The sequence below is a fragment of the Stenotrophomonas sp. SAU14A_NAIMI4_8 genome, from assembly GCF_003086695.1.
Taxonomy (GTDB): Bacteria; Pseudomonadota; Gammaproteobacteria; order Xanthomonadales; family Xanthomonadaceae; genus Stenotrophomonas.
Window position 1 is genome coordinate 1,915,328 of the sequence record NZ_CP025999.1, and the last position, 23,801, is coordinate 1,939,128.

Annotated in this window: 22 protein-coding genes; 12 read left to right on the plus strand and 10 right to left on the minus strand. The window is 66.6% G+C overall.

Annotation, left to right across the window (positions count from 1 at the left end; all coding sequences use genetic code 11):
* Positions 1-121 precede the first annotated feature (121 nt).
* From C1930_RS08900 to C1930_RS08910, 3 genes are all read right to left on the minus strand, one after another.
* Positions 122-1,714 (minus strand): sensor domain-containing diguanylate cyclase, encoded by a 1,593-nt coding sequence (locus C1930_RS08900; protein WP_234412753.1) that lies wholly within the window; start codon positions 1,712-1,714, stop codon positions 122-124.
* A 322-nt stretch (positions 1,715-2,036) separates the two neighbouring features.
* The gene (locus C1930_RS08905; RefSeq protein ID WP_108771521.1) at positions 2,037-2,483 is read right to left on the minus strand and encodes a hypothetical protein; all 447 of its coding nucleotides are present in this window, start codon (positions 2,481-2,483) and stop codon (positions 2,037-2,039) included.
* A 146-nt stretch (positions 2,484-2,629) separates the two neighbouring features.
* Complete coding sequence (locus C1930_RS08910) at positions 2,630-3,076, minus strand: hypothetical protein (RefSeq protein WP_108771522.1); 447 nt, start codon at positions 3,074-3,076, stop codon at positions 2,630-2,632.
* Between the two features lie 255 nt (positions 3,077-3,331).
* Here C1930_RS08910 and C1930_RS08915 point away from each other — a divergent pair, with 255 nt between their 5' ends.
* Positions 3,332-3,907: a hypothetical protein gene (locus tag C1930_RS08915; RefSeq protein WP_108771523.1), complete on the plus strand. Its 576-nt coding sequence runs from the start codon at positions 3,332-3,334 to the stop codon at positions 3,905-3,907.
* A 28-nt stretch (positions 3,908-3,935) separates the two neighbouring features.
* Positions 3,936-4,637 carry a hypothetical protein gene (locus C1930_RS08920; RefSeq protein ID WP_108771524.1) on the plus strand — a complete coding sequence of 234 codons (702 nt, stop codon included), beginning with the start codon at positions 3,936-3,938 and terminating at the stop codon, positions 4,635-4,637.
* A gap of 10 nt (positions 4,638-4,647) precedes the next feature.
* On the opposite strand, the gene C1930_RS08925 is transcribed toward C1930_RS08920, so the two are convergent.
* The 4 genes from C1930_RS08925 to C1930_RS08940 form a co-directional block, all read right to left on the minus strand.
* Positions 4,648-5,109, minus strand: a complete 462-nt coding sequence (locus C1930_RS08925) for an SRPBCC family protein (RefSeq protein ID WP_108772569.1) — start codon at positions 5,107-5,109, stop codon at positions 4,648-4,650.
* A gap of 2 nt (positions 5,110-5,111) precedes the next feature.
* Positions 5,112-5,426, minus strand: coding sequence for a helix-turn-helix domain-containing protein (locus C1930_RS08930; RefSeq protein ID WP_108772570.1), 315 nt, complete (start codon positions 5,424-5,426; stop codon positions 5,112-5,114).
* 8 nt (positions 5,427-5,434) lie between these two features.
* Complete coding sequence (locus C1930_RS08935; RefSeq protein WP_108756015.1) at positions 5,435-5,890, minus strand: SRPBCC domain-containing protein; 456 nt, start codon at positions 5,888-5,890, stop codon at positions 5,435-5,437.
* A 102-nt stretch (positions 5,891-5,992) separates the two neighbouring features.
* Positions 5,993-6,832, minus strand: coding sequence for an oxidoreductase (locus C1930_RS08940; protein WP_108771525.1), 840 nt, complete (start codon positions 6,830-6,832; stop codon positions 5,993-5,995).
* A 100-nt stretch (positions 6,833-6,932) separates the two neighbouring features.
* Between C1930_RS08940 and C1930_RS08945 the strand changes: the two genes are divergently transcribed.
* Positions 6,933-7,883: an AraC family transcriptional regulator gene (locus C1930_RS08945; RefSeq protein ID WP_234412755.1), complete on the plus strand. Its 951-nt coding sequence runs from the start codon at positions 6,933-6,935 to the stop codon at positions 7,881-7,883.
* 42 nt (positions 7,884-7,925) lie between these two features.
* Here C1930_RS08945 and C1930_RS08950 read toward each other — a convergent pair whose 3' ends face one another.
* Both C1930_RS08950 and C1930_RS08955 read right to left on the minus strand, forming a co-directional pair.
* On the minus strand, positions 7,926-8,138 hold the full coding sequence (locus C1930_RS08950; protein ID WP_108756017.1) for a hypothetical protein: 213 nt from the start codon (positions 8,136-8,138) through the stop codon (positions 7,926-7,928).
* Between the two features lie 130 nt (positions 8,139-8,268).
* Entirely contained in the window at positions 8,269-9,261 is a 993-nt protein-coding gene (locus C1930_RS08955; RefSeq protein ID WP_108761844.1) for a helix-turn-helix domain-containing protein, read from the minus strand.
* A 605-nt stretch (positions 9,262-9,866) separates the two neighbouring features.
* Between C1930_RS08955 and C1930_RS08960 the strand changes: the two genes are divergently transcribed.
* The 9 genes from C1930_RS08960 (at position 9,867) to C1930_RS09000 (ending at position 20,484) form a co-directional block, all read left to right on the plus strand.
* Entirely contained in the window at positions 9,867-12,458 is a 2,592-nt protein-coding gene (locus tag C1930_RS08960) for a TonB-dependent receptor (RefSeq protein WP_108771527.1), read from the plus strand.
* A gap of 58 nt (positions 12,459-12,516) precedes the next feature.
* Positions 12,517-13,098: an FMN reductase gene (gene msuE / locus C1930_RS08965; RefSeq protein WP_108771528.1), complete on the plus strand. Its 582-nt coding sequence runs from the start codon at positions 12,517-12,519 to the stop codon at positions 13,096-13,098.
* A gap of 156 nt (positions 13,099-13,254) precedes the next feature.
* Complete coding sequence (locus C1930_RS08970; protein WP_108756021.1) at positions 13,255-13,617, plus strand: DUF3088 family protein; 363 nt, start codon at positions 13,255-13,257, stop codon at positions 13,615-13,617.
* Between the two features lie 14 nt (positions 13,618-13,631).
* On the plus strand, positions 13,632-14,609 hold the full coding sequence (locus C1930_RS08975) for an MsnO8 family LLM class oxidoreductase (protein WP_108771529.1): 978 nt from the start codon (positions 13,632-13,634) through the stop codon (positions 14,607-14,609).
* Between the two features lie 18 nt (positions 14,610-14,627).
* Entirely contained in the window at positions 14,628-15,971 is a 1,344-nt protein-coding gene (locus C1930_RS08980; RefSeq protein WP_108771530.1) for an LLM class flavin-dependent oxidoreductase, read from the plus strand.
* Between the two features lie 4 nt (positions 15,972-15,975).
* Complete coding sequence (locus tag C1930_RS08985) at positions 15,976-17,196, plus strand: M20 aminoacylase family protein (RefSeq protein WP_108771531.1); 1,221 nt, start codon at positions 15,976-15,978, stop codon at positions 17,194-17,196.
* 5 nt (positions 17,197-17,201) lie between these two features.
* Complete coding sequence (locus C1930_RS08990) at positions 17,202-17,753, plus strand: GNAT family N-acetyltransferase (RefSeq protein ID WP_108771532.1); 552 nt, start codon at positions 17,202-17,204, stop codon at positions 17,751-17,753.
* A complete protein-coding gene (locus tag C1930_RS20640) occupies positions 17,750-19,492 on the plus strand; it encodes an amino acid ABC transporter permease/ATP-binding protein (protein WP_108771533.1) in 1,743 nt (580 codons plus the stop codon). Before C1930_RS08990 ends, C1930_RS20640 begins: the two co-directional genes overlap by 4 nt.
* Positions 19,493-19,509: 17 nt before the next feature.
* Positions 19,510-20,484 carry an ABC transporter substrate-binding protein gene (locus C1930_RS09000; protein ID WP_108771534.1) on the plus strand — a complete coding sequence of 325 codons (975 nt, stop codon included), beginning with the start codon at positions 19,510-19,512 and terminating at the stop codon, positions 20,482-20,484.
* A 106-nt stretch (positions 20,485-20,590) separates the two neighbouring features.
* Here C1930_RS09000 and C1930_RS09005 read toward each other — a convergent pair whose 3' ends face one another.
* Positions 20,591-23,710, minus strand: a complete 3,120-nt coding sequence (locus C1930_RS09005; RefSeq protein ID WP_108771535.1) for a discoidin domain-containing protein — start codon at positions 23,708-23,710, stop codon at positions 20,591-20,593.
* Positions 23,711-23,801 lie beyond the last annotated feature (91 nt).

The following is a 23,801-nucleotide window of genomic DNA, read 5'->3' on the forward strand; positions in this document are numbered from 1 at the left end:
GCGTGTTCCGGTTGAACAGGGGCGCCATAGAGCCGAATCAGGGCCGTGCAGGCGGCACGGCGGTGGTGACAGGGTTGCAGGTGTGGGGCGGTGCCGTTGTGCAGAAACGGCAAGCATCGCGTCAAGAAGGGTTTTCGCGCCGCTGGCTGCGACGCCGGTACAGCACGGCGCGGTTGCGGCCGCCGTGCTTGGCGCGGTACAGCGCCTTGTCGGCCTGGCGGATGACCAGGTCTGCGTCGCCTTGGGTTTCGGGGTAGTGGCTGACGCCGGCTGAAATGGTGACGTGCCCGACCGTGGGGAAGGCGTGCGCCTGGATCACGCTGCGCAGGCGCTCGGCCACCTGCAGGGCGACGTCTGCGCTGACCTCGGGCAGCAGGGCGAGGAATTCCTCACCGCCCAGGCGGCAGAGCACGTCCTGCGGGCGCGCGTTGGCCCGCATGCAATGGGCGATGCCGGCCAGCACTTGGTCGCCAGTGTCGTGGCCGTGCTGGTCGTTGACGTCCTTGAAGTGGTCCACGTCCAGGGTGATGACCCCGAATGGCACGCCCGAGGCATTCAGTGCGCTGAGCGCGCGTTCCAGTCCACGCCGGTTGAGCAGCTGGGTCAGCGGATCGGTGAGGGCGGCCTTGTCCAGCAGCCCGATACGTTCGTTGAGGTTGCGGAAGCTGACCAGCACGGCCTGCTTGAGTTGGGCGGCTTCGTGGTACCAGGAATTGACCGCCTTGACCTGGGTGATGGCGGCGCCGACATCCTGGTCCTGTGCGTGCCGGGCCAGTTCCTGCAACGGCGAGGCAATGCGCCGCGAGCACAGCCAGATCAGCAGAAGGGTCAGCAGCCCCAGGGGCGCGGCATTGCGCAGCACCGTGGCCGTCAGGCTGCCCATGGGGGCCACGGCAGCATCGGTCGGGCGCTGGGCGACGATGCCCCAACCGGCCGCGGGCACGGGCGCGAAGCCGGCCAGCATCGGCACGCCATGGCGGTTGCGCGAGTGCAGGGCGCCGGCACGGCCCTGGCTGAGTGCCTCCACGGCGGCATTGCGGGTGGCGGCCTGGCCGACGCGGTCCGGGTCGGGGTGGTAGAGCACGGTGCCATCGCGGCTGACCACGTACAGGTACGAGCCATCGTCGTAGGGATGGGTGCCGAGCAGGCTGTGCAGCACGTTGGGGTCGCGCAGGTGGATGGACGCGGTGATGTAGCCGGCGTAGTCGCCGTCGGCGTTGAACACGGGGTGGGACAGGGTGACCACCAGGTTGCCGGTGTGGGCAACGAACGGATCGCTGACCATCGGCACCCGCTGCTGCAGCGCCTGCCGGTTGGCCGCGCTGGTGAGGGCCTTGCCCTGCAGCTCGGGCAGGGCCGGTGAGGTACCCACCACCACGCCCTGGGCATTGACCGAGATGACGCTGTTGAAGGCATCGGTCTGCAGCTTGACCCGTTCCACTTCATCGTCGTGCGCGGCGGATTGGGCGGCATTGCGGCTGAGACGTTCGGCGCCGACCGCCAGTTGCTGCTGTGCGTTCAGCACGAAGTGCTGGGTGGACTGCGCCAGCGAGTGCGCGTACACCCGGTTGGCTTCCAGGCTCTTTTCAAGCAGTTGCTGGCGCTGCACCTGGTAGCTGGCCCAGACCGCATTGCCCAGCATCACCAAGGCAGAGAGCGCGGCAAGCGCGAGGATCAGCCGTTGCAGGTTCACCCGCCGGATCGTTGCGTTCACCCTGCGCCCCAGGCAGTTGGTAGGGCCTCAGGTTACAAGTCGGGGGCAGGAGGGCGCGTGGGCAGGTCTTCACACGACTTAGCCGAAGCTCGGGCCAACACGGCCACCGGGGCCATCCTGGTTTCGCTGCCGTTCCATCGCCAGCTGGTGCTCCCGCTGAATGCTACGAGCCAAGGGCAGCATGCTTGCACGGGTATGCTCATACTCGATCCATCGCCCCACACGGTGCCTGGTTGATTGGGTTGGGCAGAGTTTGGCGTTACCTCAGTCAGTGGCGTGATCGCCCGTTGTCACTGGATACATGCGCTATTGAAGGGTGCGCTTACAGCGCGCACTCGTCGCTAACATCCAATGTAATGGTGTAGTCGGTGTTGCCTGAAAGTACCCCCGCGTCCTTGTAAGCCACCAGCGCTTGCCTGAGGCTCTCTTTGATCGATTGCTTGTATGGGCCAAGTGTCGGTGGCAAGCCATTGGTTCCGTTCAGTCTGACCAGTAGCCAATGCGACCACCCTGGTTCTCCCGGCTTTCCGTTCCCATTCAACAGGTCCAAGCGGAGCGTCAGCAGCGTTCCTTTCCAGTAGAACGACCACACGCTTTCATGCTTTGTCTCCGCCTCAAGGCCTCGCGACAGGATCCTGAGATAGATGTCCTGCTCGCGATCGATGGTCCACTGACGGGAAATTCCCCCGCTTCTGAAGCTGGCGTCAATCTCGGCCAAGTGATATCTGGCCGCATCCTCTGGCGAGATGTACTCGTTGACGAACGGCATCGTGTGCTCCTTGAGAGTGCCTCGGGCTTGGTCGGATTGAATTGGCACAGGTCGTGGGTACAGGCCCGGTCAGGGCCTCGCGCGTGTTGTATGCGGCGCGATGGCGGCGGAAGATTCGACTTCTCGAAGTTCAGTCCGTGGCGCGCTCAAAGCACACACTCTTCGCCAAAATCCAAAGTGACGCTGCATTCTGAACTTACGGAGAAGACGCCGCCGTCTCCATGAGCGACAAGGGCCATGTTTAGATCTTCCAGTATCTCGGCTTGATTCTTCCTTAAGGCAGGTGGCATCCCGTTGCTGCCGTTGAGCCGGACCAGTCGCCAGTGCAGCCATGCGGGCCCTCCTGGTTCTGCCGTCACCTTGAGCAGTTCCATTTGCAATGTCAGGAGCTCTCCCCTCCAGTAGAACGTCCACAGGCTTTCGTGTTTGGTTTCGGGCTCGCGACCTCGCGCCATCAATCGAAGATGGATGTCGCGCTCGTGATCGACAGTCCACTGCCCAGGGATGCCTCCGCTCCTGTACTTCGCGTCTATCTCAGCCAAGCGATACTTGGCAGCATCCTGCGGTGAAATGTACTCGTTGACGAACGGCATCGTTTCCTACCTGGGCGCGCTGTTGGCCTTCATGGGATTCTATCCATATAGGACGGGTAGCCTCATGCGGCGTCTGCGCCCGGCCGGCATGCCCGAGCTGGAGTAGGGGGTGCTGCATGATGTCCCCGGGTTCGGCCAAGCCAAAGGCGTCACCACCAGCCCCTGCACCTGTCACCCCATTTCCGATTAGCATGCCCCCACCGGCCGCTGGTTGTTCGCGCCGACCCCGTTTCCCCCACCAGCGAAGGACCGCGAATGGAAACGCTGACCGTAAGACAGGTAGCCTGGAAAACCCTGCTGATCAATCTGATCGCGGTGGTGGTGCCGCTGTCGGTCATCGTGCCGTGCGCCGATGCCATCCAGCATACATCCGCGCAGACCGCTTTCCTGATCGCCACGCTTTCGGTGGTGGGTGGGGTGAACTACCTGATCGTGCGCCATGGCACCTACCTGATTGATATAGAGCTGTCCCCGGGCGCCATTGCGATCCGCCAGGGTGAGCGCACGCTGTTCGCTTCACCGTTCTCGGCAATTCGCAGCTACAACGCTTACCCGTTCATCAACCGCCGGGGCGGCCATGTGTTGCGGCTGGATTCTGCCACGGGCCGTTACTGCGGCCTGCTGACCTGGCGCGACTTCAACGCACCCGACGAGGAGGACAAGGCCAGCTTCACCGGCCTGTACAGCGTGCTGGATCAGCACGTTGGCGGGCGCAAGCGCACCACGGGCGTTGACCTGCTGCTGAAGCTGTTTTCAACCGCGCCCTATATCGCCTTGGCGGTGGCGTTGCTGATGCTGGTGGGCATGTTCGTCCACGTGATTCAACGTTGAAGCAAACAGGGCGCCACAGGAGGTTGCCATGAAGGACCAGCAGTACAGCACTGGGCTGCATGCCTGGATGGCCGCGAAGCCAGGGCGCCGCCTGTTGGTCGCGGCCGTGCTGTTCGTGGTCGGCATGACCGTGTTCTTTGCCGCGTGGTTCGGCCTGGCCCTGCTGTTCGGCGACCGGCAGGACGGTGGCGCGCTGGCACTGAACACGGTGCTGGTGGGGTTCTGCGGCGTGGTGCTGCTACCCGCGCTGCATCGGGGCATACAGCGCGGCTTCTGGCATCACGCGCGCGAGGTTGAAGCCGGGCGCACGCCCGGTTCATTGCAACTGGGCGCCAACGTGGCATCGCCGCACGCCGATGTGCGTTGGCCGTGGTCGCTACGGCTGCGCCATGCCGCGCTGTACGTGCTCGGCATGGCACTTGTCTTGCTTGTGTTCCTGCCGTTGGACAACCAGCGCGCCTTCGGTAGCTGGGTCAGCCGTTTCAGCGTGAGCCCCGCGTTTGCGGGCCAACTGAACGTGCTGCTGTTCGCGTGGCTGCCGCTGCTGGTACTGATGGCGCTTTGCATGCTGCTGCTCTACCGTCAGGTCCGCCGGCGCGATGCGGGTCTGTTGGATGAAGCGGGTGAGCGACTGCTCAACGCCGAGATGAGCTGGCTGTTCGCATTCGCCGGGGCGCTGGCCGCCACGATGCTGGTGTGCCGCGTGGCGGGGGCCGTGGTGGGGGCGTAGCGGCGTAGGGTCACCCCTTCGGCTTGGCAAACACATCCAGGCCGGTGCCGGTTTCCAGCAGCGATTTCAGGCTGGACAGCACGATCGGCCAGCCCTGGCGGATGCCGGTATCCATGCCGCTGCCGGGCTCCAGCTCGTCGTGGGTAACGGTCAGCCGCACCATGTCTTCATAGGGCACGATATCGAACGTTACCCGGCTGTAGCTGGCAGGATTATCTGCCTGCGATGCCGCCGCCCAGGTGATGACCAGGCGCGAAGGTGGGGTGCTTTCCACCACCTCACCGACCAGTTCGACCGTGCGTGCATCGTTGGCGCGCACATGCTGCCAGCGCGAACCGGGCTGCCAGTCCGACACGTTTTCGTGACCCCAATAAGTGCGCGCGACCTCCGGGCGGGTGATGGCATCGAACACCTTCTGCGGTGTGGACGCGATGTAGATCACGTGGATGAAGCGGGTGGCCTCGGTGGGCATGGTCATTCTCCTTCCAGTTCGCGTTTCAGGTCATGCAGCAGCGTCAGCCGCTGCTGCTCGAACTTGCGTACCCAGCGTTCGTAGACGTCATGCAGCGGCACCGGGTTGATGAAGTGCAGTTTTTCGCGGCCACGGCGCACGGTGCTGATCAGGTTGGCTTCTTCCAGCAGGTCCAGATGTTGGGTGGCCGACTGCCGGGTCATCTGCAGGTGGTCGCACAATTGGCCCAGGGTCTGGCCGTTCTGCGCACACAGCCGGTCCAACAGGGTGCGGCGCGTGGGGTCGGCCAGGGCTTTGAAAACCTTGTCTGCATCCATGCGGTGGGTCAGTTCCACTCGTCAATCTTGATGTCGCGTGGGCTGGGTTGGCCGATGCCGGTTTCCAGCAGGGATTTCAGGCTCATCAGGAAGAGGGCCCACTTGGTGCTGCAGTGGTGGGTGAATTCCACGCGCTCGCTCCAGCCTTCGTGGGTGAACAGCACGATGCTGTACTCACCTTCCTGGCGCAGGGCGAAACGGATGTGGGTGCCGATCCATTCCGGCGGTCCGGCCAGCACTTCCCACAGCACCAGCGTGTCGGGTTGCAGTTCCTGCAGCTTCATCTGCATGACGCCGCGTTCTTCGCCATGGGCGGTGAAGCGCAGGTGCAGCGTGCCGCCCGGGTGCTGGTCGCCGGCAGTTTCCTCGGTCCACCAGGCGGCGACGCCCTGCGGGGTGGCCAGGGCCTGGTAGACCTGTGCGACGGGTGCCTTGATACCAACGCGGTGCGCGATTTCGACCATCTCAGCGTCCTCCGGTAGGAGGGCGGCCCACGGCGCGGGCCGTCCATGGAGCTGAGAATAGGCAGGTAATTGCCTGCATGTCAACGGCGCCCCGTATTCAGTTCAAACCGGGCTGTCGGTGGACCGGCTCAGCGCCTCCCACTGGTCGATGCGCTGGGCCATGGTCTGCAGCTTGCCGCGCACCAGGTGCAGGGCATCGCTGCCCAGCAGCAGCTGGCTGGGCGGGGTGGGGCTGTCGATTACCTGCAGCATGGCCTGTGCGGCCTTCACCGGATCGCCCAGTTGCTGGCCGCTCTTGGCCTCGCGCGCGTTGCGGATGGGGTCGAACAGTGCGTCGTAGTCGTCGATCGTGCGCGGTGCACGCACCATGGAACGGCCGGCCCAATCGGTGCGGAACGAACCGGGCGCCACCGCCGTGACATGGATGCCGAACGCGGCCACTTCCTTGCCCAGCACTTCGCTGATGCCTTCCAGCGCGAACTTGCTGCCGCAATACCACGCAATGCCGGGCATGGTGATGAAGCCGCCCATGGAGGTGATGTTGAGGATGTGGCCACGGCGGCGCGCGCGCATGTGCGGCAGCACGGCCTTGATCAGCGCGGCCGGGCCGAACACGTTCACTTCGAACTGATTGCGCAGTTCGTCCAGCGTGGATTCTTCCAGGATGCCTTCGTGGCCGTAGCCGGCGTTGTTGACCAGCACATCGATGGCGCCGATCTCGGTTTCAACAGCGCTGACCAGCGCGTCGATGGCCTGTGCATCGGTGACGTCCAGCAGGCGCCCGAACGCACGGCCGGGGGCGAGGGTTTCGAAGTCGCTGCACGCAGCGGCGCTGCGCACGGTGCCGACCACGCGGTGGCCGGCCAGCAGCGCTTGCTGGGCCAGGGCACGGCCGAAGCCGCTGCTGACGCCGGTGATGAGGAGGAGGCGGGATGCCGTCATGGGGAGGGCTCGTGGGAAGGAGCTTGCACGTTAGTGCTTGAGCCCGGCACCGCCCAGGCCTAAGTTTCGCCCGTTCTTGCCTATTTCTACGAGGGCCTCAATGTCCCGCGAAATGCCGACCCAGCCGCAGGCACAGGCGCGCATGGTGGAACTGCTGCAGGCGCTGGCCGCGGACGAGGGCTACACGCTGACTGCGCTGTCGGGTGTGCGGCTGCTGCGTTCGGACCGGCCACTGGCGCGCACGCCGGTGCTGTACGACCCGGGCATCGTGATCGTCTGCCAGGGCGTGAAGCGCGGCTACCTGGGTGGGCAGGTCTACCAGTACGACGCGCAGCACTATCTGGCCGTGTCGGTGCCGGTGCCGTTTACCATGGAAACCGAGGCCACCGCCGAGGCGCCGCTGCTGGCGATCTACCTGCACCTGGACCTGCAGTTGGCCGCCGACCTGCTGATTGAACTGGGCGAGCGCGCGGGCAGCTGCGAATCGCCTGCGCAGAGCATGATGGCCAGCCCGATGCAGGGCGCCCTGCAGGCCACCGTGCTGCGTCTGCTGGAAGCCTTGGCCGACCCGCTGGAAGCAGATGTGCTGGGGCCATCGCTGGTGCGCGAGCTGTACTTCCGCGTGCTGACTGGCGCGCAGGGCGCGGCCATGCGCGAAGCGTTGGCAATGCGCGGGCGCTTCGGGCGCATCGGCAAGGTGCTGCGGCATATCCACGCCGCCTATGCCACCGCGCTGGATGTGGATGCGCTGGCCGCCGAAGCCGAAATGAGCGTGGCCACCTTCCACGAGCATTTCCGCAGCATTACCGGCACTTCGCCCATGCAGTACGTAAAGTCCACCCGGCTGCACCAGGCGCGGCTGCTGATGCTGCGGCAGGCGATGACTGCAGAGGCGGCATCGCTGGCGGTGGGCTATGCCAACCCCTCGCAGTTCAACCGCGAGTTCAAGCGGCTGTTCGGGTTGCCGCCTGCAGCTGAGGTTGCGCGCATGCGGCGCAGCTTCGCGCTGCCCGCGCCGGTGGAGGGGGCGGTGTTTGTTTCGTCGCATTGAGGGGAGGGGTGAGAGCTGCCTTTCGTGCGCCAAGCGCTCTCGTTACTTCAATGCCTCGAGGCGGCGTTTGGTCGCCGCACGACGTGCAGTGAACCTGGTCTCTACATCGGCGGCGGGCATCAGATGCCCCGAATTCGCGGCATCCAGACCTGCTTGGATCTGCTCTCGAATGCGCACGTCCACGGCGGTGGCTGCGTTGCCAGTGGCCGCCTCAGGGGACGGATCGGCGCGGAAGGTGGAAGTTGGTTCGCTCACATTGCTGTCCTGATTCGGCCGCCGGCACGTGCACGCGAAACGTGCAGCGCGGTGCTGGTGGTCCAGCGACGAGGCTACGCTGCGGATAGGGCCCCCGCCAGGCTGGAGGCGTCACTGGCTTCCACCCCGATCAGCACCCCACCAGCCGATCCGCACTGACCGCCCCACGATGCTGGCTGCGGTACTCGGTCGGGCTGGCATCCACCAGCCCGCGGAAGTGCCGGCGGAACGATTCCTGCGAACCGAACCCGGCCTGTTCGGCCACCCATTGCAACGGCCGGTCGGTGGTTTCCAGAAGCTCGCGGGCGAACGCCACGCGCTCGCGGATGAGCCAATCGATGGGCGACAGGCCGGTGGCTTCCAGGAACTGCCGCTGCAGGGTGCGCTGGCTCAGCGCGGCCTGTTCGGCCAGGCTGGCCAGCGAATGTGCATCGCGGATATTGCGGCGCATCCATTCCATCAGTTTGGCCAGCCGCGTAGGTTCGCCATTGGGAATGGCCCGGCTGACCCGCTGGCTGCGTTCGGCGTCGCGCCACGGTGCCAGCACCAGGCGTTCGGCCACCAGGTTGGCCACGCGCGCGCCGTAATCCTTACGCACCATGTGCAGCATCATGTCCATGCCGGTGGCCGAACCGGCCGAGGTGATGATGTCGCCGGTATCGACGTAGAGCACGTCGTCGCGCACCTGCACACGCGGGAATTCGCGGGCGAGGGTGTCGGTCAGCCGCCAGTGCGTGGTGGCCTGGCGGCCATCGAGCAGGCCGGCCCAGGCCAGCACGAACGCGCCGGAGCAGATGCTGGTGATGCGTGCGCCGCGCGCGTGAGCACGGATGAGCGCATCGAGCAGCGCCTGTGGCGGCCGCTCGCTGGGTTCGCGCCAACCGGGAATGACGATGATGTCGGCATCTTCCACCGCATCGAGCGTGTAGGGCAGCTGCACCTGCGCGTTGCCAAGCATGCGCAGCGCACCGGGTTCGCCGGCGCAGACCTGGGTGCGGTACCAGGCCACGCCCAGTTCCGGGCGGATGGGCGCGAACAGACCGACGGCGCAACCAAACTCGAACAGCCCCTGGCCGTGGCAGGCCACGATGGCAACAGTGGGGGCGGCGGGTTCGCTGTGCATGGGGTGATGCTAGCGAGGCGCGGCGGTGCGCGCAGGGGTGTGCGGGCATGTGGTGATGCCGCGGCGGCATATGGGCCAGGGGTCAGATCCCTTCCGCAGGAAGGGCTCTGATCCCGGTGGGGTGTGTGGGATGGCGTATGGGGTCAGAGCCCTTTCCTGCGGAAAGGGATCCGACCCCGGACGGGTGCAGTGGGGTCAGATCCCTTCCACAGGAAGGGCTCTGACCCCGGTGGGGTGTGTGGGATTGCTGGGGGGTCAGAGCCCTTTCCTGCGGAAAGGGATCCGACCCCGGTGGGGTGTGTGGGATGGCGTGTGGGGTCAGAGCCCTTTCCTGCGGAAAGGGATCCGACCCCGGACGGGTGCAGTGAGTTGGGGTCAGATCCCTTCCGGAGGAAGGGCTCTGACCCCGGTGGGGGGTGTGGGATTGCGTGCGGGGTCGGATCCCTTTCCTGCGGAAAGGGATCCGACCCCGGCTGCGTAAGGTCATTACCAGCGGTCATGTGGCTGGCGCGATATGACGGTTGGGTGACGCGATTTCGCCTGTTGCGTGGGGGGCGGGGGCTCTTGAATGGAGGTGTGTCTCCGGCCCACCCCCAAGAGCCCCCATGCCTGCCGCCCACACACCTGTCCTGAATACCCTTGCGGTTCTGATCGCGGCCACGCTGGCCGCTGCACCTGCCCACGCCGCCGATGCTGATGCTGATGCTGATGCACCGGCCAGCACGGCCAGCGCCACCTCGGCCAATCTGGCCGCGTCCACACTGGATGCGGTGGTGGTGACCGGTTCGCGCACCAGCACGCGCACGGTGAAGAACAGTTCCACCCCCATCGATGTGATCTCGGCCGAGGATCTGGCCTCCACCGGCCAGGCCAATCTGCTGGAAGCGCTGCAGCGCAGCCTGCCGTCGCTCAGCCAGATTGGTGGCTACCAGAGCGACCAGGAAAGCCTGATTCGCGGCTACCAGCTGCGCAATCTGTCGCCGGGCTACACGCTGGTACTGGTGAACGGCAAACGCCGCAATGCCAGCGCCTATGTGAGTGGTGCCAACGGCGGCGGCTACCCCGGCCATGCCTGGGCCGATCTGGCGCTCATTCCGGTGTCGGCCATCGACCATGTGGAGGTGCTGCGCGATGGCGCGTCGGCGATCTACGGTTCGGACGCCATTACCGGTGTGATCAATGTGATCCTGAAATCGCAGGCGCACGGCGGCGATGTTTCAGTGGAAAGCGGACAGAGCTTCGATGGCGATGGCACCCGCATCAGCGTGCGCGCCAATGTGGGCCTGCCTTGGGGCGAGGATGGCTTCATCAATCTGTCAGGTGAAACCACGCGCCAGCACCATGCGATTCGCACCCGTCGCTATATCGATGGCTACCTGAGCTACCCGGCAGTGGATGCCAACGGCAACCTGGTGGCGTTGCGCCCGAACAATCGTCTGCCGGCCGGTGCATCGCCGAACCCGGCCGAGGCCACGCGCGATGCCGAAGCCAACACCATCCTCAGTTCGCCGTCCTACGCGTTGAAGGCGTTCGCGGTGAACGTGGGGCACGGCCTGGGCGAGAGCGCGCAGTTCTATGCCAATGCCACGGCCAGCGACCGCACTGCGCAGGCGATCCAGAACTTCCGTCTGCCGGCCACCACTTTCACCACCTACAAAGCGCCGGGCGTGTTGAGTGTGTTTCCCGATGGCTTCCTGCCGGTGCTGGAAACCAAGGAGAAGCAGTACACCGGCACGGCCGGGGTGAAGGGCCAGCTTGCGGGCTGGGACTACGACGCCAGCCTGACCGGCAACCGCAACACGGTGCGCACCTACACGCGCAATTCGGTGAACTATTCGCTGCCATACCCTGGCTCGCCCACCGATTTCTACGACGGCAAGCTGGACTACCAGCAGGGCATCGCCAACCTGGACCTGCGCCGTGGCTTCGAGGTGGCAGCCTTTGCGTCGCCGCTGGAAGTGAGTGCAGGCGCCGAGTACCAGCACGAACAGTACGAGCGTGGGGCGGGACAGTGGGAGTCGTACACCGGGTTCGGCGCGGCGGCGTTCGTGGGCTATTCCACTGCCGATGCGGTGAAGGCCACGCGCAACAGCAAGGCGGTGTATGCCGGTGCAGCCACCAACATCACCTCGCGCTGGTACCTGGATGCGGCGGCGCGTTGGGAAGACCACTCTGATTTCGGCACGGTGTCCACCGGGCGGCTGACCACGCGCTTCGACTTCACCGATGCGCTGGGCGTGCGCGCCACGGTCAGCAATGGCTTCCATGCGCCCAGCCTGGGTGCGCAGTTCTACCAGGCCACCGGCAGCTGCCCGTGCGGCACTACGCTGGTGGCGCAGGTCGGCTCGCCGGCCGCCGTTGCACTCGGCGCGACGCCGCTGAAGCCGGAAAAGGCCACCAACTACAGCCTGGGCGTGACCTGGGACCCGAGCCCGGGCTTCCATCTGGCGGTGGATGCCTACCAGATCGATATCCGCGGGCAGCTGGGGCAGTCCAGCCAGATTGGCTACAACGCGCAGGACCCGGCGCGCGTCACCGACAACAGTGGCACCGTGCTGACCGCCGCGCAGAAGAACACCATTGACGCGCTGCTGGGCACGGCCGGCATCAGCATTCTGCCCGGCGATGCGTTCTACGCCAGCTACTTCACCAACGTGGGCGACACCCGCACGCGCGGCGTGGAGCTGACCCTGGAGGCGAACCAGGACACGGCGTGGGGCAAGCTGCGCTGGACGTACGCGGCCAACGTGGGCCGCACCACCATCCAGAAAGTGAGCGCGATTCCGGCCGCGCTGCAGGGCCTGCCCAACATCAACCTGCTCACCCGTTCCAGCGAATACGCGCTGCGCTACCGCACCCCGCAGCACACCCAGGTGGCGGGGCTGGGCTGGCAGAACGGGCGCTGGCGCTCGAACCTGGACTTCACTTACTACGGGCCGATCAAGCGTCTGAACAACGGCGTGGCCTACACGCAGCCGCCGGTGCTGGTGACCAACATTTCTGGCGCGGTGGAGCTGGGCGCGGGCTGGAGCGCCGCGCTGGGGGTGAACAACGTGTTCGACAAGCGCACCCGCAAGGTGCCCGAGTACGCGCGTAGTGCCACCGATGTGGCCAGCATTGAAACCACCTGGGATACCGGTGATGTGCTGAGCACGGTGGGCGCGGTGTGGTATGCGCGGGTGAACTATCGGTTCTGAGGTGTAAGGCAGTCGAGCGTGGCTCGACTCTACAAGAGCTCGTAAAGCGGGGGTTTCTATGTCTTCTGTGGTGAACGTGGTGGCATTGGTGGGCTCGCCGACGGGGTCGGCGACATCGCGTACGTCGTTGCTGGTGCGGCATCTACTGGATGCGCTGCAGCAGCGGGTGCAGGCGCGGGTGGAGTGGGTGGAGCTGGCGCCGATTGCGCGCTCGCTGGGCCAGGCGCTGTCGCGCGATGAGGCCGCGCCTGCGGTGGAGCAGGCGCTGCAGACCATCGAAGCGGCTGACCTGCTGGTGGTAGCCGCGCCGGTCTATCGCGGCTCGTACCCGGGTCTGTTCAAGCACCTGGTGGACTTCATCGGGCTGGAAGCGCTGGTGGATACGCCGGTGCTGCTGGCCGCCACCGGTGGCAGCGAGCGCCACGCACTGGTGATCGATCACCAGCTGCGGCCGTTGTTCAGTTTCCTGCAGGCGCACACGTTGCCCATCGGGGTGTATGCCACGCCGGCCGATTTCGATGGCGAGGTGATCAACAGCGCGGCCCTGCAGGCGCGCATCGTCTTGGCTGCCGAACGGGCGGGCGGGCACCTGGCGGCGCAGGGCGTGGCGCTGCCCGTGGCGTTGCGCCGCATTGCCTGACATTGCCTGTGATGGCCATGACGTTATGGCCAACACGCATCTGCATGGCCGGATCTGACCGCCGATTGTCGCGCACTGGCGCAGTGGCGGCGCTCGGTCTCTCTAGCATCGAAGGTGACGCGGCAGGGTCACGCCGCACCTGATGAGGACTTCACTGTGGCGGTAGACGCATCCCCCAAGCCCATCCTGTTCCTGCTGGATCGCCAGTTCGAGGATGGCCAGTTGCCCGGCCAACGTTTCTTCTGCCGGCACAGCCTGCTGCTGGAAGGTGCGCTGTCCAGCATTGACGGTCTGGATGACCAGCTGGACGTGCGCCGGATCGGGTTCGCCCGGCCGCGCCGTGAGGTGATTGCCGAGATTGGCGAGCAGGACCAGTCGCTGCCCAAGCTGGTGCTGCCGCAGGGCGTGCACAGCGAACACGCCAGTGGCGCGCACCAGGACCGCCAGGTGGTGTCCGGTGCCGAGCCGATTCTGGCGGCGCTCAATGCCCTGCTGGGCATTCCCGTGGCCCACCCCTGAGCGAGGACGCGTGCATGAGCTACCAGATAAGCGTATTGGACAAGAGCCCGGTGGCCGAGGGCGCAACGCCGGAGCAGGCGCTGCGCAACAGCCTGCAGCTGGCGCAGCGCGCCGAGCAGTTGGGTTACCACCGCTATTGGTTTGCCGAACACCACGCTGCGCCCACCCTGGCCAGCCCGGCGCCGGAAGTGCTGGCGGCCTGGGTGCTGGCGCAGACGCGGCGCATCCGCATTGGCAGTGGCGGGGTGATGCTGCGCCACTACGCACCGTATAAGGTGGCCGAGAACTTCAACCTGCTGGCGGCGCTGGCACCGGGCCGGGTGGATCTGGGCGTGGGCAAGGCACCGGGCGGTCTGCCGGCCTCGACCGCAGCGCTGGCGGCGGGGCGCCCGGCCTTCGCCGATTTCGACCAGCAGCTGCGCGATCTGCAAGGCTATCTGGCCGGCACCCGCGAGGATGCGCAGGCACGGCCGGTACCGCAGACTGCGCCCGAACGCTTCCTGCTGGGCGCCAGCCCGCACAGTGCGCGCCAGGCCGCCGAACTGGGTTGGCGCTTCGTGTACGCGGCGCACTTCGACGGCGACCCGCAGCACATTGAAGCGGCGTTCGAGGCCTACCGCGCGCTGTCCACGCAGCCGCCGTTGCTGGCCACGGTGGCCTTCGCTGCGCCCACCGCCGAAGCAGCGGCGCGGCATATCGGCGCGCTGCGCGTGTACAAGCTGCACCTGGCGCCGGGGCAGACGGTGAACCTGCCGAGCCCGGAAGCGGCAGCCGAGTACGCCCGCCAGGTGGGTGTGGCCGAGTTCCGTATCGAGGAAACCGTGCCCAGCGTGCTGTCCGGCGATGCCGCCCACGTGCGCGCAGAACTGGACGCACTGCACCGCCGCTTCGGCGTGGGCGAATTCATCCTGGATGCGCCGGTGGCCGACCTGGATGCACGCCTGACCTCCCTTGAACTGCTGTCGCCCCCACCGCGCGCGGCAGTGGCCTGACCTGCAGGAGATTCCCCCATGAGCACGACCCCGCGTCCCATTCCGTTCGGCATCATGCTGCAGGGCCCTGGCAGCCACATGCATGCGTGGAAGCACGCATCGAATCCGGCCGATGCCAGCGTGAACCTGCAGTTCTACATCGACATTGCGCGCACCGCCGAAGACAACGGCATCGCCTTCGGCTTCGTGGCCGATGGCCTGTACATCAACGAAAAATCCATTCCGCACTTCCTCAACCGCTTCGAGCCGATCTCGTTGCTGTCTGCGCTGGCTACGGCGACGAAGAAGATCGGCCTGGCGGGGACCTTGTCCACCTCGTACAGCGATCCGTTCACGGTGGCGCGCCAGTTTGCCTCGCTGGATCTGCTCAGTGGTGGCCGCGCGGGCTGGAACGTGGTGACTTCGCCGCTGGAGGGGTCGGGCCGCAACTACGGCCGCCCGCACCCGGAACATGCGCTGCGCTACCAGATTGCCGATGAGTATCTGGACGTGGTGCAGGGCCTGTGGGATTCGTGGGATGACGATGCGTTCGTGCGCGAGCGCGACAGCGGCGTGTTCTTCGCACCGGAGAAATTCCGCCGCCTGGACCATAAGGGGCGCTTCTTCCAGGTGGAAGGACCGCTGAACATCCAGCGTTCGCCGCAGGGCCAGCCGGTGATCTTCCAGGCCGGCTCTTCCGATGATGGCATTGCACTGGCGGGCAAGTATGCCGATGCGGTGTTCACCCATTCGCCGTCGCTGGAAGAAACCCGCGCCTTCACCCAGAAGGTGAAGAATTCGGCGATTGCCCATGGCCGCAGCGCGGCGGACGTGAAGATCTTCCCCGGCATCGGCCCGATCGTGGGGCGCACCGCCGAAGAGGCCGAGGCCAAGTATCAGGCCATTGCCGCATTGGCGGGCCTGGACGATGCGCTGGCCTACCTGGGGCGCTTCTTCGACCATCACGATTTCAGCCAGTACGACCCGGATGCGCCGTTCCCGGAGCTGGGTGAGGTGGGCAGCAATTCATTCCGCTCCACCACCGACCGCATCAAACAGGATGCGCGCACCCAGGGCCTGACCCTGCGCCAGGTGGCGCTGCAGGCGGTAAGCCCGCGGCCGAATTTCATCGGTACGCCCGAACAGGTGGCCGACGAATTGATCCGCTGGTTCGATGCCGGTGCCAGTGATGGCTTCATCCTGGGCTTTGCCGCGCAGCGCGAGGGGCTGGATGACTTCGTGAACCTGGTGCTGCCGATCCTGCAGGCGCGGGGTTACCACCAGCGGGAACTGCAGGGGCAGACCCTGCGCGACAACCTGGGGCTGCCGTACAAGGCCAGCCGCCATGCGGTCGATGCCGCGCCAGCGCGGAAGGTGGGGTAGGGCGATGAGCGGAGACATTTCGGTGGCGCCGGGCCACCCTCAGCGCGTTTCCGCAGCGACCGGCGTGCTGCCGGAGATCGCGGCACGCGCTGCCGAGGCCATCGCCATTCGTCATGACCTGCACCGCCACCCGGAACTGGCGTTCGAGGAACACCGCACCAGCGCCCGCGTAGCCGAGCTGCTGCAGCACTGGGGCTATGCGGTGACCACTGGCGTGGGCGGCACCGGCGTGGTCGGTACGCTGCAGCGTGGCAACGGCACGCGCCGGCTGGGCCTGCGCGCGGACATGGATGCCTTGCCGATCGCCGAGGAATCCGGGCTGGCCTATGCCAGCCAGAACGAAGGCCTGATGCATGCCTGCGGCCACGATGGCCACACCGCCATCCTGCTGTCGGCGGCGCATTACCTGGCCCACCATGGGCGCTTCAGCGGCACCCTGCAACTGGTGTTCCAGCCGGCCGAAGAAACAGGTTCGGGGGCCTCGAAGATGATCGACGACGGCCTGTTCGAGCGCTTCCCGGTGGATGCGATCTACGGTCTGCACAACTGGCCGGGCGTGCCGGTGGGGCATTTCGGCTTCGTGGATGGCCCGGCGATGGCATCGGTGGATTGGGCGCGGCTGAAGGTGATCGGCAAGGGCGGGCATGGCGCCGAGCCGCAGGGCAGCGTAGACCCGATCCTGGCCGCGGCGCATATCGTGACCGCGCTGCAGAGCGTGGTGTCGCGCAATGTGGACCCGAGACAGATGGGCGTGGTGACCGTGGGCTCGATCCACGGTGGGCAGGCAGCCAACGTGATTCCCGATGCGGTGGAGCTGACCCTGACCGTTCGCGCCTACCTGCCGGAGGTACGCGACACCTTGCGGCGGCGGGTGATCGAGATTGCCGAGCAGAGCGCTTCGGCATTCGGCGCGCGCGCGGAGATTTCCTTCCCGCGTGGCTTCCCCAGTGTGATCAACCACGCCGAGCAGACCGCGCTCGTTCGTGACGTTGCGCTGCAGGCGTTTGGCCGCGAGCAGGTGGTGGCCGACTTCGCACCGCGCACGGCCAGCGAGGATTTCGCCTTCCTGCTGCAGGCGCGGCCGGGCAGCTTCATCTTCGTCGGCAACGGTGACAGCGCTTCGCTACACAGCCCGCGCTACGTCTTCAACGATGCAGCCATCGCCCCGGCCGCCAGCCTGTGGGCGCGGCTGGCCGAGCACTACCTGGTGGAGGAGGCGGCATGAGTAGGGTGTTTGAGAACGAGCGCTTCCTGTATACCGGCGTGGACGATCCGCTGGCACGGCCGCTGTTCGATGGGCTGGAACAGGAATACGACAGCCGCTACGCCGATGTGCGGCGGCGGATTGGCGGCAGCGCCCGCGAGGAGCTGCAGCGCTACCCCGCGCAGGCGTTTGCCGCGCCGGTGGGCGCCTTCGTGCTGCTGCTGCGCGATGGCGTGGCCATTTCTGGCGGCGCCTTCATGCCGCACCGCGATGCCGACACCGCCGAGTTCAAGCGCATCTGGACGCTGCCGGGCCTGCGCCGCCAGGGCATTGCGCGGCGGGTGCTGCAGGAACTGGAAGATCAGGCCGCACGCCAGGGCTACCGGCGCGTGTTCCTGACCACCGGCTTCCGCCAGCCCGAGGCCGTGGGCCTGTACCTGAGCCACGGTTACACCGCGCTGTTCGACCTGCACGCCGACCCGGAAACCATCGCGCATCTGCCGTTCGAAAAGTGGTTGCGCGCGCCGCAGCCGGGTGCAGACGCGGCGGTTGCGGCACGCCAGGCGGTGCATGCATGAGCACGCCTTCAACCGCGCTGGAAGGGCTGGCCACGCGCCCGGCCGCTGCACCCGCATTGAAGATCGTGCCGGCGCGGCACCCGCTGCAGGTGGTGGGCACGCTGCTGGCGTTGGCGCTGATCCTGATCGGCCTGCAGTCGGTGCTGGGCAACCCGCGCTGGGGCTGGGGCACGTTCGCCGAATGGTTCTTCGCCAAACCCGTGCTGGAAGGACTGGGGCGCACGCTGCTGCTGACCGCACTGGGCACCGGGCTGGGCTTTGCGCTGGGCACGCTGCTGGCGCTGGCGCGGGTATCCGGCTCGCCGTTGCTGGCGGCGGTGTCGTGGGGCTATGTGTGGCTGTTCCGCTCGATCCCGCTGCTGGTGCTGTTGCTGCTGCTGAACAACCTGGGTTACCTGTACAGCACCATTGAACTGGGCGTGCCGTTCACCGGCATCAGCCTGTTCTCCTACCCGACCACGCAGCTGATCGGCGTGTTCACCGCGGCGGTGCTGGGCCTGACCTTGAACCAGGCAGCGTTTTCGGCCGAGGTGATCCGTGGCGGCATTCTGTCGGTGGACCATGGTCAGTATGAAGCGGCGGCCGCACTGGGCCTGCCGCGCGGGCGCCAGGTGCGCCGCATCATCCTGCCGCAGGCGATGCGCTCGATCCTGCCGGCGGCCTTCAACGATGTGATCGGGCTGGCCAAGAGCACATCGGTGGTCTACGTGCTCGCGCTGCCCGAGCTGTTCTACACGGTGCAGGTGATCTACCGCCGCAACCTGGAAGTGGTGCCGCTGCTGATGGTGGCGACGGTCTGGTACCTGGTGATCCTGACCGTGTTGTCGCTGCTGCAGCGGAAGGTGGAGCAGCGCTTTGCGCGTGGCCAGCTGCAGCGCGAGCGCAGCATCTCGCGGGTGTCTTCGGTGCCGCGTGCGCGCGCTGCCGTGCCCGGGGATGGTGATCGCCCACGCGTGGCCGTGCCGGTGGAAGCCGGGCAGGGCGCGGCGGTGACCCTGCACGGCGTGGGCAAGGTGTTCGACGAGCAGGTGGTGCTGGACGATGTGAGCCTGGACCTGCGCGCGGGCAGCGTGACGGTGTTGATTGGTCCTTCGGGCGCCGGCAAATCCACGCTGCTGCGGCTGATCAACCATCTGGAGCGCGCCGACAGCGGTTACGTGAGTGTGGCCGGGCAGCTGATCGGCTACCGCCGCGAGGGTGACACGCTGTACGAACTGCCCGAGCGTGAGATCCGCCGCCGCCGCGCCGAGGTCGGCATGGTGTTCCAGGGGTTCAACCTGTTCCCGCACCTGACCGCGCTGGAAAACATCATGGAAGCGCCGATCGCGGTACGCGGCGTGCCGCGCGTGCAGGCCGAGCAGCAGGCGCGTACGTTGCTGCAGCGGGTGGGCCTGGCCGACAAGGCCGATGCGTTCCCGCGGCAGTTGTCCGGCGGCCAGCAGCAGCGCATCGCGATTGCGCGAGCGCTGGCGCTGCAGCCCAAGGTGCTGCTGTTCGATGAACCGACTTCGGCGCTGGACCCGGAGCTGGTGGCCGAAGTGCTGAGCGTGATCGAAGAACTGGCGCGCTCGGGTACCACCCTGGTGATCGTGACCCATGAACTGGCCTTCGCCCGCCGCGTGGCCGACCACGTGGTGATGATGGACCAGGGCCGGGTGATCGAGCAGGGCACGCCCGAGGCACTGTTCGAGCGCCCGCGCCAGCAGCGCACCGCCGATTTCCTGGCCAAGACCCTGTAACCCTTTCGAGTGAACCCATGAGCCCTGCATCACACCGTCTTCCTTCGCGCAGCACGCTGCTGGTTGTGGGTGTGCTGGTGATCGGCATTGCCGGCATCGTCTATTCGCGCGTGCGCCAGGCACCGGCGCCCGTGCCGGCCGCCAGCGTTACCTTGGCCGGCGCCGACGCACCAGTGCTGCGCGGCACGCCGGACCCCAAGGCGCAGGCACTGCTGCCGCCCGGCTACCGTTTCGTGACCCCGGGCGTGCTGACCGTGGCCACCCACCCGGCGCAGCTTCCACTGGCCGACTATGGTGCCGACAGCAAACGGGTGATTGGCGTGGAGCCGGATATCGCGCAGCTGATTGCCGATGGCCTGGGCCTGAAGCTGGTGCTGGTGCCGGTTGCATGGGCCGACTGGCCGCTGGGGCTGGAGTCGGGCAAGTACGATGCGGTGCTGTCGAACGTGACCGTGACCGAAGAGCGCAAAAAGAAGTTCGACTTTTCCAGCTATCGGTTTGACCTGCTGGGCATCTACACACGCACCGACGGCCCGATCCAGAAGATCGAGAAGCCTGCCGATGTGGCAGGGCTGAAAGTGGTGGTGGGGGCCAGCACCAACCAGGACCAGATTCTGCGGCACTGGGACCAGCAGAATATTGCGGCGGGCTTGAAGCCGGTGGAGTACCAGTACTTCGACGATGCGGTGGTGGGGCGGCTGGCGGTGATTACCGGGCGTGCCGATGTGTCGTTTGAACCGAACGCGACCGGTGCCTATTCGGCGCGCGATGGCAAGGTACGGCGGGTGGGGCTGTTCCCCGGCGGCTGGCCGGATTCGGCGGCGATTTCAGCAACTACGCGCAAGGGCAGCGGGCTGGCCGATGCAATCACCCAGGCGTTGAACACGCAGATAGAAAGCGGCACGTATGCGCAGGCGCTGCAGCGCTGGAACCTCGCTGAAGAAGCGGTGCCGCAGTCGCAGACCAACCCGCCGGGGTTGCCGGGGTTCTGATGCAGGCGTGCCAACCAAGGTTGGCACCTACCAAGGCAAAGCGTGCCAACCAAGGTTGGCACCTACCAAGGCGGTGCGTGCCAACCAAGGTTGGCATTCACCCGGGTCACGGCCAACGCGCCTCAAGCGTCTTGAAGGATTTCGCCAGCAGCACGCCATCTTTGTCGAAGTTCGATACCGCTCGCCCATCCACGCGGACGTCCTTCGGCAAGGTGCGGCTGGGCCACCACACGCGCACAGGCGTGCCCTTGCGCAGTCCTTTGCCGAGCGACACGGTCAAGCTGCCGTCGTGCTGCCGTGCCTGCATCTGCAGCGTGCCGTAGGCGGTGGGCAGGCGGTCCACGGCCAGGCCTTCACCCGCTACCCAGGACGGGGGCGCCCCCGGCAACAGCGACAGCGCGTCGTCGTCTTCGCGCATCAGCATGCCGAACAGGGTGCGGCCGTACTCGGCGCCGATCCAGGTGTGCGGCATGTCGCCCAGGTAGCGCGGGAAGCGCAGACGTGAATGCACTACTTCCGCCAGCACCTGCCACTGCAGCGGCCGGCGATCGTGCAGCAGGCCCTGCAGCAGTTCGTCGGCTGCTTCGGGTTGGCCCAGGTGTACGTAGCTCAGCACGTTGCGGATTTCGTACGGTGTATAGGCATATAGCGCGCCGGGCTGGTTGCGCTTGCGCACATCGTCCAGATAGCGGGCGAAGGTGGTGCGCAGGGCCTCGGCGGGCAGCACGCTCTGCGCGCCGGTGGGGTCCAGTGCGATCGAAACACCGGTCGGGTCGCCGTCGCCGAGGTCTGCCGAGGACGGAATGAAGTCGATGCCCTTCCATGCCATGGTCGCGCGGATCGAGGCATGCAGTGCGTCGTACAGCGCCTTGTACTGTTCGTGCGCCCACCTTGCGGTTTCGTGGTCGCCCAGCGATTCGGCCAACCACGCGCCATCATGCCAGCCCTTCAGACCCCAGTAGTCGTCCCAGTAGCTGTGGGTCGGTGAGGGGTAGCCCTCGTGGCTGATCGACGGCGCCAGAATGCCGGCGAAGCGCTCCGGCGACGGTTGGTCGGCCATGTAACCCGGCACCAGGGTGCGTTCGCGTAGTTCCTGCAGGAAGCGCAGCGCGGCCTTCACCTTGGGCAGATAGGCACGCACGCTTTCCGGCCCGCCATCCAGCCGTGCGACATCGGCCACCAAGGTGATGTACTGGCCCTGGCTGTCGTACTCGATGTCCGAGCCGAAGCCGGTATTCACGCTGCCATCGTCGTTGAGGATGGGTGACACCAGGCCGTTGTCATGCACGCCGTGTTCGCTGTACCAGGCCAGGTAGTCGCGCGCGACCTTGGCTTCGCCCATGCGCAGCAGCACGGCCGAGGTCGCCATGCCATCGCGGATGAAGGAACGGTTGTAGTTGCGGGGGCCGGGCTGCATGGCCGGACCGGTCTGGTTGATCAGCATGTAGGCGGCCTGCGCGCGCAGCATGTCCACCAGCGAAGGATCGGGCAGGCGCAGGCCCACCTGGCCCAGCCGTGCCTGCCAATCGTTGGAGGCGCGGCTGGCCAGCGTGTCGAAGGCCGTGTCGCCGTCGCGCGGCAGCGACGCGAGGTCGAGGGCCGGTGCCTGCGGCAGCACGCCATTGGCATCAGCGTTGGCGGTGCCCAGCGGGAAGGCCACCACCACCGCATCGCTGGCACCGGGGGCCAGGCGGATGCGATAGCTCAACGCCGCCGCTGCCAGGCCGGTGGCATCGCTGGCCTGTTTCGCTGCAGGCAGCTGTCCGCTGGCGATGGCCGCGGTGATTTCGGTGTCGCCTTCGTTGCCGAACGGTGCGCTGCCTGCGGCATCCACGCTGGTGAGTGACTGCAGCAGGATGCGGCCATTCACGCGCACGGCGTTGTCTGCAACGGCCACCTCGCGGATCGGCGACAGCCCGCCGTTCTGCCAAGGCGGGTTCATCTGCATCGGTCGCACGGCCAAGTTCAGCGTGCCTTCGATCGCTGTAGTGCCGGTGTTGTGCAGACGATGGCGCACGAAGGTGACCGGCTGACCGTCGCGCTCGATGGCGAAGGCCTCGCTGCGCAGTTCCAGCCCCGGCTGCGGCGACCAGATGGCCGATGGCATTGGCTTCCAGCCATCGCGAAGGGCGTGCTGCACGGGGTGTCCGGCGGCGCCGGCGGTGCGGCCATCGGCGCTGCGCCAGATCGGTTGAACCAGCGGCGCACCCTTGAAGGCCTCGATGTTGCCGTATTCGTCGAAGATCGATTTCTGCCGGCCCGCGTGCACGCCCACTGCCGTCCAGTACGTCTGCTGCATGTGCAGTGAGGCAGGGAACAACGCGCGCTGCGCGCCGCTGGCAGCGATCTGGTAGCGCTTCATCGGTGTCATCACGGCCTTCGGGCCGAGCAGGCGGATGCGTTTGACCTGCGGTGCGTCGCCTTGCACGGTCAGCCGCAGTGCCTGCAGGTCGAGCGGTGCATCGGCTGCCAGCCAACTCTGCTGCCGCGTGGCAGCCTGCGCATCGCGCGCCAGCTCGTGCCAGCGACCTTGCGCGTCCTGTGCCTGCAGGCGTGCGGCGCCGTGCACGCTGGCCCAGTCCACCGCCAGCCCGGTGCTGGGCTGCGCGCGGGGCAGGATGATGTCGAGCGTGTGGCCGCCGCCCTTGCCGGCGGGTAGGGCAACCGTGCCGCCGCCCTGCCATAGCGCAGCGGTCTGGGTGGCATCCAGACCGGCCACCCGTGCGCTGAGCGTGGTGTCGAGCGGTTCCATTTCGAAGATGGACACACCCCAGTCGGACGTGCGCTGTGGGCTGGCCAGGCGCAGGTAGCGGGCCTGGCGGGGCGCGAAGTACAGGGTTTCGATGCCGCCCAGCGAATCGGCCATGACGTAGGCCGTCTGCCACTGCGTGCCATCGAGCGAGGTCTGCAGCGAATAGGCTTCGGGGTTGGAGACATCCCAGGTGAGGCGCGCGCCTGCCAGCATTGCCGGTTTACCCAGATCGATCTGGAACCAATGGCCGGGGCTGAACGCGCCACCGGTCACCGTCTTCGGATCGTTGTCGATCAGGTGGCTGATGGCCATCGCTGGCACCTGCTGCGATGAGGCGCTGGCCTGCCATTGCGCGCGCGGTGGCAGGTTCTGTGCGCTGACCGCTGCCGCCAGTGCGAGGGTGGGCAGCAGCAGTGCCTGGGCGAGGCGCCGGTGCGGCGGGGGAGTTGTGCAGCGGTCGGCGCAGAGCGTCATTGCGAAGGCCTCACATGAGCACGGCCCGGGAACGGGCAGGGCTACGCTAGCAAGGGATGTAAGCGGTTACATGACGCATCGCAGTATGTGG